The sequence below is a fragment of the Stappia sp. P2PMeth1 genome, from assembly GCF_900185735.1.
Classification (GTDB): domain Bacteria; phylum Pseudomonadota; class Alphaproteobacteria; order Rhizobiales; family Stappiaceae; genus Stappia.
In genome coordinates this window covers 193,387-203,934 of the sequence record NZ_FYAW01000022.1, presented here as the reverse complement: position 1 = coordinate 203,934, position 10,548 = coordinate 193,387, and the positions used below count along the sequence as shown (strand labels likewise).

Below are 10,548 nucleotides of genomic sequence, written 5' to 3'. Positions count from 1 at the left end.
GATGACGCATCGGGACATTGGCGCCCCCCCGGCGGCGGCGGAGATCCCGCGCAGCGACACCGTTCGCGACATTCCGCTGTTGCCCAACCAGTCCGGCGTCTGGTTCCAGAGCCGTATTTTTCCGGACAGTCCGGAATACAATCAGATCGGCATCCTCCGGCTGCCCTCCTGTCCGTCGGACGAGGCCGTGCGGGAGGCGCTGCGCAACCTGATGCAGCGTCACGATGCCCTGCGCCTGCGGATCTACGAAAAGGACGGGGAACCGCTGCAGGAACTGTGCGAGGACGTCCCCTGCCCGTTGCGCTGGCACGACGCGGGCATGCTGTCTCCCGGCGAGGCCGAAGCGAGGATCGAGGTCATCGGCAACAGGTGCTACCGGGAACCGTTCGACCTGGCGACGGCACCGCTCTACCGCATGGACGTGGTGCGCATGCCGGGCGGGGCGGCCGTCGCCTTCCTGGTGTTTCACCATATCGCCGTCGACGGCCATTCGCTGGAAACGCTGTATGGCGACCTGCTGACGCTTCTGGCCGGCGACGCGCCCGGCCCCGCACCGGCCGTCCGCTTCATCGACTATGCCGCCCATGCGGGCCGGCGGGCCGACGGGGCGGATCCCAAGGAGCAACTGTCCTATTGGCGGACCAAGCTGCGCGGCGAGGTTCCGGTCCTCGATCTTCCCTCCGACCGTCCGCGTCCCCCCGTGCCCAGCCGACGCGGCCATGTGGTTCCCTGCCGGATCGCCCCCGAGGGCCTGCGGCCGCTGAAGGCGCTGGCCGAGGCGGAAAACACCACCCTCTTCGTTGTCCTGGCGGCGGTCTACAAGACGTTCCTGCGGCGCGTGTCGGGCGCGACCGACATGCTGGTCGGAACCGCGCTGTCCGGGCGCGATCATCCCGCTGTCGAGACAATGGTCGGCATGTTCGTCAATACGGTGGTGCTGCGCAGCGATCTTGCCGGCAATCCGCGTTTCCGCAGCCTCCTGCGCCAGGTGCGAACCACCGTTCTGGAAGCGCACGACAACGGCACGGTTCCCTTCGGGTCCGTTGTCGCGGCGCTGAACCTGCCGAGGGATGCAAGCATCAGCCCCCTGTTCCAGACCATGTTCAGCGTCGGCGGCCTGCCGGCCACCCCTGACGGCAGGCTGGACACCGCCGCGGCCTTCGCCGATTCCGAGGCCGCGAAATGGGACCTGTCGCTGTTCCTGGACGAGCGCGACGGGGGAATGGTCGGATCTCTGGAATATTCGGCCGATCTCTTCGACAGGGCGACGGCGGAGCGCTTCGTGTCGATGTTCGCGCGGCTCGCGGCCGCCTTCGCGCGGGATCCCGATCTGCCCATCCTGGACGCGCCGCTGCTGTCCGCGCGGGACGAGGCGCATCTCCTTCACGCGTTCGAGCCCTACATGCGGCCCGGCAGTCCCTACCGCACCCTGGCGCAACCGTTCGAAGAGCAGGTCCGGCGCTCGCCGGATGCCGTCGCGCTGGTCGGCGAGCGCGGCCAGCAGACCTATGGCGAGCTGAATGCCGCTGCCAACAGGCTCGCCTGGCATCTTCTCGCCAAAGGCGCCGGCCCCGGCTGCTACATTGCCGTGTGCATGACTGTCGGCTTCGATCTGGTCATGGCGCTCCTGGCCGTCGCAAAGACCGGAGCCGCCTATGTCCCGCTCGATCCCGCTCTGCCCGGCGAACGGATCCGCGTCCTGCTGGAGGACACCGCGCCGCTGCTGGTGCTGGCCGACAGCGCGACCGCACCGCTCGTCGCCTCGGCCTCCTGCGCGGTTCACGTCGTCGGCGGCACCGAGGCCCCCGACGACTGGTCCCCTAACGACTGGCCCCCCGACGATCCGCCATGCATGGCGCCGGCGGGACGGCCGGTCCATATCCTGTTCACCTCCGGCTCCACCGGACGGCCGAAGGGGGTGGTCTATTCGGTCGAAGCGGCGCTGGCCGAAATCCTGTGGCTGCACGGGCGCTATCCGCTGACCTCGGGCGGGGCGAACCTGTTCAAGACCTCCTACGGGTTTGACGTCTCGATCTGGGAGATCTTCTGGACGCTCTATTTCGGCGCCCGGCTGGTGGTTCCGAAGCCCGGCGAAAACTGCGACCCGAAGCGGCTGGTCGCGCTGATCGACCAACACGCCGTCACGCAGATCTTCCTGGTGCCGGGCATGCTGGAACTGATGCTGGACGTCCTGCCGGACGGATCCTGCCGCAGCCTCGCCTGCGTCCTGTGCGGCGGCGCCCCGGTCAGCCCCCGTCTGCGCGACCGCTTCTACGAAAAACTGCCGCAGGCCCTGCTCGTCAACTGCTTCGGGCCGACCGAATGCGGAACCGTGACGGACTGTCCCCTGCCCAATACGTCGGGGACCGACTATGTGCCGCTTGGTCATCCGGCGGCGAATTTCACCTGCTACGTGCTCGATCCGTCGGGGCGCCTGTGCCCGCTCGGCGTGCCCGGCGAGCTTTACATCGGCGGCGAGGTCGGTCTTGCGCTCGGGTATCACCGCCGGCCGGGCCTGACCGCCGAGCGGTTCCTGCCCGATCCGTTCGGGCCGCCGGGGCAGCGCATGTACCGCACCGGAGACCTGTGCCGGCGGCGCGGCGACGGCACTCTCGAACATCTCGGACGCATCGACCGGCAGGTCAAGCTGCGCGGCATGCGGGTCGAACTGGCTGAGATCGAAGCGGTGTTGTGCGAGCACGCGGCCGTGGCGCAGTGCCATGTCCTGGTGCGCAACGATCCGCGAACCGGACCCCGGATCCCGGCTTTCGTGACGCTGAGGGAGAGGGCGCAGGCGACGCCGGACGTCCTGCTTGCCCATGCGCGCCGTCTGTTGCCCCGCCATATGGTTCCGCCGGCCATCGTCATCCTCGGCGAACTCCCGACCAACGTGAACGGAAAGGTCGATGCCCAGGCCCTCGCGGCTCTCGAGTGGACCGCGCCCCGGTGCGACAGCCGGGAGCGGGCGGCACCGGAAACGCCCCTGGAAGAGCGTCTCCTGCGGATCTACCAGGACCTCCTCGGGCAGACCGACATCGGGGCGACCGACAGCTTCTTCGATCTCGGCGGCCATTCGCTGCTGATCTTCAAGCTGATCGACGCCTGCGACACCGAGCTGAACCTGCGGCCGTCGGTGGCCGACGTTTTTGCCTGCCCGAGCGTTCGAGACCTGGCCGCGCGGCTGGAAACCGGCGCGCGCGGCGTCTCGTGCCTCGTGCCGCTCGCCGTTCGGCCGGGCCGGCCGCTGCTCGTGTTCGTGCATGGCGCCGGCGGTTCGGTGATGCCGTTCGTCGAGGTTGCGAAACGGATGGGCACCGATCTGTCCTGCTGGGGCCTGCAGGCACCCGGCATCGGCACCGACCCTGCGACCTGCACGATCGAGGCCCTCGCCACGCGCTATGTCGCCGAAGTCGATGCCGTGCGGGGGGTGAGCCCGGTGATCCTTGCGGGCTGGTCGATGGGCGGGTGCATCGCCCTGGAAATGGCGCGGGAGTGGATCGCGCGGACCGTGGACATTGCCGCCTTGCTGCTGCTCGACACCTGGACGCCGCCGAAGCTGCTGAGCGCGCCGCAGGCCCTGCAGATGCGGTCGCTTCTCGACGGACTGGACATTCCGCGCCGCAACGCGGAGCCGCATCAGGCCCCGGATGCGGCCCTTCTGGCGGAGCTCGACCAGCTCATTCAGCGCGACTTTCGGGCGTTCGATCGCTATGAGCCCCGGCCGCTTGCCATTGATGCGGATTATCTCGGCGCGGCCGAGCCGTTCGACCGCGCCGATTCGGACCCCGTCTCCGTCCAGCACCAATTCAGGTCCGAGGGCTGGCGACAGGTCTTCCGCTCGCTGGCCCCGCACACGGTCGACGGCACGCATTTCACCATGGTCGAGGCGGACAAGGCTCCCGTGCTCGCCGCGGCCATACAGCGGATCGTCGACACGCGCCTTGTCGGCCTGGAGATCTGAAAGGAGGCCGTATGCGCGATCTGCAAGACGTTCTGGCCGAGATCCGGGCAGCCGGCATCCAGCTTTGGGTGCGCGACGGCCGGTTGCGGTACCGCCCGCCCGATGGACTGGACGGCGACACGCTTGCGGAACTCCGGCGGCGCAAGTCCGAAATCATCGCGCATCTGGACCGGGCCGACAGTCCGCCGGCCGCCGCGCGCCGCCCGTCCGTCCTGCCGCTGAGTTCGGCACAGGAAGGTCTGTGGCTTATCGAGCACATCCATCCCGGCACCGCCGCCTATAACCTGCCGCTCGTTCTGCGCCTGCGCGGCGCGCTCGACGTTCCGGCGCTCATGGGTGCGTTTGCCGACCTGGAAGCCCGGCACGAGATCCTGCGGACGCGCTATCCCGCCGCCGAAGGCCTGCCACGGCAGGACATTCTCGATCCGGGCGCGCTCGATATCGCGCTTGCGGATTTCTCCAGGGCCGATCCCGCCGACGCAAGGCGGTTTGTTCAGGACGGTGCGGAACAGCCCTTCCCATTGGAGGCGAAAAGCCCGTTCCGGGTGCGGCTGGTCCGGCGGGGCGCCGACGAGCATGTCCTGGTCATCGTCCTGCACCATATCGCTGGCGACGAGGCGTCTTTCGCGGTGCTGGCGGACGACCTTGGCGACTTCTACGCCGCGCGGCGTGATGGCCGGGTGCCCCGGCGTCCGCCCTTGGCGCTGCAATATGCCGACATCGCTCTCGCCCAGCGCCGGCAGCTTGAGACAGGGGAACTGGACGCCCAGCTCGCCTATTGGCGGCGGCGCCTGGAGGATGCCCCCGAGGGCCTGCGCCTGCCGGTGGACCGGCCGCGACGCGGGCTGCCGAGCCTTGCCGGCGGGCTCGTCGAGTTCGCCTGGTCCGAGCGGCTCACCGGCCGGATGCTGGAAACCGCCCGCCGCGCCAACCTGACGCCGTTCATGCTGGTGCTGGCGACCTATCAGATCTTCCTCGCCCGCTGGAGCGGACAGTCCGACCTGTGCGTCGGCACGCCCGTCGCCGCCTATCGCGGGCGGGGCACGGAGCATCTGATCGGCAATTTCCTGAACACCCTGGTCATGCGGGCGCGGCCCCGCGCCGATGTCACCGTCGCCGATTTCCTTGAGAAGACCGGGCGCCGTGTGCTGGAGGCCTATCAGAACCGCGAGCTGCCGTTCGACCGGCTCGTTGCCGAGCTTGGGCCGACCGTCCGACGCACGGCCTCTCCCCTGTTCCAGACCCTGTTCGCGTTCGAGAGCGGGGCTGGCGGGCACCTGTCGTTGCCTGGCCTCGAAACCGAACGCGAGATGACGGAGCTGACCACCGCCCTGTTCGATCTCGGCCTGACCATGACCCTGGAGGGAGGCCGGCTGCATGGCGGTTTCCACTACGACACGGCGCTTTTCGACCGCCCGACGATCACGCGCGCGGCGGCCGATTTCGAGCGCATCGCGGCGGCGATCGCGGACGAGCCGGGCGTTCGGATCGGCGACCTGCCGCTGCCGGGGGGACGCGCGCGCCGCGACGCCCCGGCGGCCGGGGCGGACACCGCCGCCACTGCGGCCGCGGCCGCCGACGGGACGCTGACCGCGATGATCGCCTCGCCCGCCTCCGGCGAGGCCGTGGCCGTCCTCCATCGCGACACCGTTTTGAGCCATGCCGCACTGGAGCGCCTGTCGAACCGGGTGGCCCGCTGTCTGCGGTCGATGGGGATCGGCCGCGAGGATGTCGTCGGGATCTCCATGCCCCGGTCGGCGGACATGGTCGCCGCTCTCCTCGGCATCCTGAAGGCCGGGGCGGCATATCTTCCGCTCGACCCGGACTACCCGGCGGACCGGTTGCACCACATGATCGCCGAGTGCTCCGCGCGGGTCGTCCTGGGGCGCGGGGAGCGCCTGCTGTCGCTCGGCATGGCCGGGGTCCGCACCGTCTGCCTCGACCGGGATCGCGAGCGGATCGCGCGGTTCGCGCCCGATCCGCCGGGCGATCCGCCGCGCCCGTCCGATCTCGCCTATGTCCTGTACACGTCGGGCTCGACCGGCCTGCCGAAGGGCGTCATGGTCGAGCATCGCAGCGCCGCCGCCCTGCTGGCCTGGGCCGGCACGGTCTTCGGCCGCGAGGACACCCGCCACACCCTGGCGGCGACCTCGCTGTCTTTCGACCTCTCCGTGTTCGAGCTGTTCCTGCCGCTGACCGCCGGCGGCACCATCGTGTTGGTCGAAGATTCCCTGTCCCTCGCCGACACGCCGCCGGCGGTGGAGCCGACGCTGCTCAACACGGTTCCCTCGGCGGCGCGGGCGCTGCTCGAGCGGAACGCCATCCCGGCGGGGGTGCGGACGATCAACCTTGCCGGCGAGCCGCTGCCGCGCGGTCTGGTCGAGGCGCTGTATGCCGCCGCGCCCCGGGCGCGGGTGCTCAATCTCTACGGTCCGACGGAAGACACCACCTACAGCACCTGGTGTCATGTCCGCTCCGATCCTTTGGCCGATGTCGGCATCGGCCGGCCGATCGCCGGCACGCAAGCCTATCTGCTGGACGATGACGACGAACCGGTCCCTCCGGGCGCGCCGGGACAGATCCACCTCGCCGGCCGGGGCCTTGCCCGCGGCTACCGGGGTCGCCCTGGCCTGACCGCGGAACGGTTCGTTCCCAACCCCTTCGGCCCGCCGGGCAGTCGCATGTATGCCACCGGCGACAAGGGCCGGTTCCGGGCGGACGGCAGCCTGGATTTTCTCGGCCGGATCGACCAGCAGCTCAAGATCCGCGGTTACCGGATCGAACCCGGCGAGATCGAAGCCCGCCTGCATCGCATCGGCGGGGGCGCCCAGGCGGCCGTCCTGCCCCGGACGAGCCCCTCCGGGGCGACGAAACTGATCGCCCATGTCGCCCCAGCCGGCGGACAGGCCGTCGATGCGGCTTTCCTGCGCGCCGAGCTGGCCGCAAGCCTGCCGGGCTACATGATCCCCGATACCTTCGAGATCCGCGACCGGCTGCCGTTGACGGCAAACGGCAAGATCGACCGGGCGCGACTGGCGGCCCTGGCGCCGCTGGCACCCGCCGACCAAGGGGAGGGCGGCGAACCGCGAACGGCGGCGGAGCAGCACATCGCGGACGTCTGGGCCGAGGTGCTGGAGGTCGAACGGGTCGGCATCGACGACGATTTCTTCGCGCTTGGCGGATACTCCCTTCTGGCGTCGCGGATCATCGCCCGGCTGCGGACGGAGCCGGAGCGCGGCCTGATCCTGCGCGACATCTTCGAAGCGCCGACGATCCGGCAGCTCGCCGCGCGTCTCGATGGCCGGGACGACGCGCCCGTCGCCCCCGTGAGGCCGGCGCCGGCCGCCGACGAGGTTCCGGCATCCTTCGCCCAGGAACGCCTGTGGTTCATCGACCAGTTCACACCGGGGCTGTCGCTCTACAACATCGCTGTCGCCTGGCGCTTGAAGGGAGGCCTGGATCGGTACGCCCTGCGGCTGGCGCTCAAGGAGATCCTGCGCCGGCACGAGAGCCTGCGGACCCGCTTCGTCGCGGCCGACGATGGCGGCCCGCCGATCCAGATCGTTTCCACGGAGTGCGGGTTGAAGCTTCCCGTGACGGCGCCGCCGACCTCCGGCGACGCCCGCTCGGCCGCCCTCGACCTGCTGGCGGAGGACGCGCGAACGCCGTTCGATCTCGCGGAAGGCCCGCTCTTGCGGGCGCTGCTGATCGAGGTCGCGCGGACGGAGCATGTCCTGCAAGTCACGATCCCGCATATCGTGTTCGACGGCTGGTCCGTCGAGATCCTCATGCGGGAACTCGCCGCGTTGTACATGGCTTTTCGCGCCGGCAAGCCTTCGCCCCTGCCGCACTTGCCCATCCAGTACCGCGATTACGCCCGGTGGCAGCGCGCGCAGCTCACCGGCGATGTGCTCGACGGCCACAGACGCTTCTGGAGGGAGCGCCTGCGGAACATCCCCAAGGAGCTTCGGCTCGACAGCGACCGGCCGCGCCCGCCGACGGCGAGCTTTCGCGGCGACAGCGTGTCGTTCACGTTCGACGCGGCGCTGGCCGCGGACCTGAGAAGCCTTGCGCACAGCCAGGCCGCGACGATGTTCATGCTGATGTCCGCCGTCTTCGCCGTCCTGTTGTTCCGATACAGCCGGCAAGGCGACTTCTGCATCGGCTATCCCTCCGGCAACCGGACGCGGCGGGAGACGGAGGACCTGATCGGCCTGTTCGTCAACTCGCTGACGATGCGGATCGCCACCCGCGCCGACATGCCGTTCGCGGACCTGCTGACGGCCGTGCGCGACGATGTCCTGGCGGCCGACCGGCACCGGGACTACCCCTTCGAGAAACTGGTGGAGGATCTTCAGCCTGTCCGGGACCCGTCCCATCATCCGATCTTCCAGGTCTGGTGCAGCCATGCCAGGACCCGGGCCGCGGCAACGGGGCGGGTGGGAGGCTTCGGTGCCGAATGTGACCGGGACGTCGAGTTGCCGGGGCTCGAGGCGGAGGTGATCGAGGTGCCGGACCGGACGGCCAAGTTCGACCTGTCGATGTTCGTCACCGAGACCGGCGATGCGCTCAAGGCGGATCTCGAATACGCGGCGGACCTTTTCGACCGCGCCACGGTCGAACGGATGGCCGGCCAGGTCCGCCACCTCTGCCGTGAGCTGGTCCGCGATCCGGGCCGGCCGGTCGGCGACATGGCGCTGCTGAGCGAACCGGAGCGGCACCGGATCCTGGTGGACTGGAACCGGACGGCACGGCCGGACGGCGGGCCGGCGAGCCTGCATGAGGCGTTCGAACGCCAGGTTGCCAGGACGCCGAATGACGTTGCGGTCGAGGTCGGGTCAGAGACCCTCAGCTACCGCGACCTCAACGAGCGGGCGAACCGCCTCGCGCGCCATTTGCAGAGCCTGGGCGTCGGGCCGGAAAGCCTGGTCGGCATTCTCCTCGGACGCGGTGCGGATCTGGTGATCGGCCTGCTGGCCGTCCTGAAAGCCGGAGGCGCTTATGTTCCGCTGGATGCCGGCTATCCGGCCAGACGCCTGTCCTACATGCTGGAGGATTCGCACGCCGGCATCGTGCTGACGCGCAAGGCGGACGCCGCCAGCCTGCCGCCGTTTTCCGGGCGTACCGTCCTGATCGACGCGGATCCGGGCCTCCTCGCGCGCCAGCCGTCCGGCAACCTCGGCACCAGCATCGCCCCGCAGACCCTGGCCTATTGCCTTTACACGTCGGGGTCGACCGGCCATCCGAAAGCGGTGGCGATCAGCCATGGCAGCGCCATCGGCCTGCTGGCCTGGGCGGCGCGCGTCTATTCCGCGCGGGAGACAGCGCGCATGCTCGCGGCGACGTCGGTCTGCTTCGACCTGTCGGTCTTCGAGATCTTCCTCCCCCTGATGCGGGGCGGGACAGTGGTGCTCGTCGACGACATCTCGCTGGCCGCCGCCGGGGCGCCGACCCTGATCAACACGGTGCCCTCGTCGATGAGCGCACTTGCCGCCGCCGGGGCGGTGCCGACATCGGCCGGAACCATCAACCTGGCCGGCGAGCCGCTCGACCCAAGCCTGGTGACGGTCTTGCGGGTCGCGGTGCCCGGCGCGCGCATCTTCAACCTCTACGGCCCGACCGAGGCGACGACCTACGCCACCTTCACCGAGATCGGCGCCGACAACCGGGTAACGATCGGCCGGCCGGTCGACGGCGCGGCGGTCTATATCCTCGACGACCGGCTGGAGCCGGTGCCGATCGGCGTCAGCGGCCATCTGCATATCGGCGGACCCTGTCTTGCGCGGGGCTATCTCGGCCGCCCCGGCCTCACCGCGCAGCGGTTCTTGCCCGACCCGTTCGGGCCGCCGGGAAGCCGGATCTATGCGACCGGAGACCGCGCGCGGTTTCTTGCCGACGGTCACATCGAGTTCCGCGGACGCACGGACCATCAGGTCAAGTTTCACGGCAACCGGATCGAACTCACCGAGATCGAGCATGCGCTGCTGACGTGTCCCGGCGTGCGCGAGGCCGCGGTGGCTGTCTTGACGGAGGCGGACGGCACGGACCGTCTCGCCGGCTTCGTCACGGTCGCCCCGGACGAGGGCCTGTCCGCAAGGTTGCTTGCCGCCGAGCTTGCGAAACTGCTGCCGAGGAGCCTGGTTCCGCAGCCGCTGACGATCGTCGACAGCCTGCCGCATCTGCCGAACGGCAAGATCGACCGCAGCGCCTTGCGCCTCGCGCCGGCCGCGACGGAGCACGGCGGCGACGCGCCGGGCACACCGCCGACAACGCCGACCGAACTGTTGCTGGCCGCTGTCTGGCGGCAGGTGCTCGACCTGTCCTTTGTCGGCATTCACAGCTCGTTCTTCAGTCTCGGCGGCCATTCCATGACAGCGATCCAGATGTCGGCGCGCCTGGCGCAGTCGACCGGTTTCGTCGTGCCGCTGCGGGCGATCTTCGAGCATCCCACAATCGCGGAACTGGCCGCCTATCTGGACAGCGGCGCGCAGCACGTGGACACGGACGCCCGCCTTCAGCCGATCCCGCGTCTCGACCGTTCGCGGCGCGTCCGGTCGACCGACATCGGCGCCGCGACCTCTTGAGAA

The 10,548-nt window shown here is 69.7% G+C and carries 2 protein-coding genes; both read left to right on the top strand.

Going from position 1 to position 10,548, the window contains the following annotated elements:
* The first annotated feature begins 1 nt into the window (after position 1).
* Complete coding sequence (locus P2PM1_RS16495; RefSeq protein ID WP_186399807.1) at positions 2–3,961, top strand: non-ribosomal peptide synthetase; 3,960 nt, start codon at positions 2–4, stop codon at positions 3,959–3,961.
* A gap of 11 nt (positions 3,962–3,972) precedes the next feature.
* On the top strand, positions 3,973–10,545 hold the full coding sequence (locus P2PM1_RS16490; RefSeq protein ID WP_186399806.1) for a non-ribosomal peptide synthetase: 6,573 nt from the start codon (positions 3,973–3,975) through the stop codon (positions 10,543–10,545).
* The last annotated feature ends 3 nt before the right edge of the window (positions 10,546–10,548 follow it).

Bases quoted from the DNA above. Each gene is read 5' to 3' on its own strand.
- P2PM1_RS16495 (WP_186399807.1), top strand. From the start codon at position 2: ATGACGCATCGGGACATTGGCGCCCCCCCGGCGGCGGCGGAGATCCCG.
- P2PM1_RS16490 (WP_186399806.1), top strand. From the start codon at position 3,973: ATGCGCGATCTGCAAGACGTTCTGGCCGAGATCCGGGCAGCCGGCATC.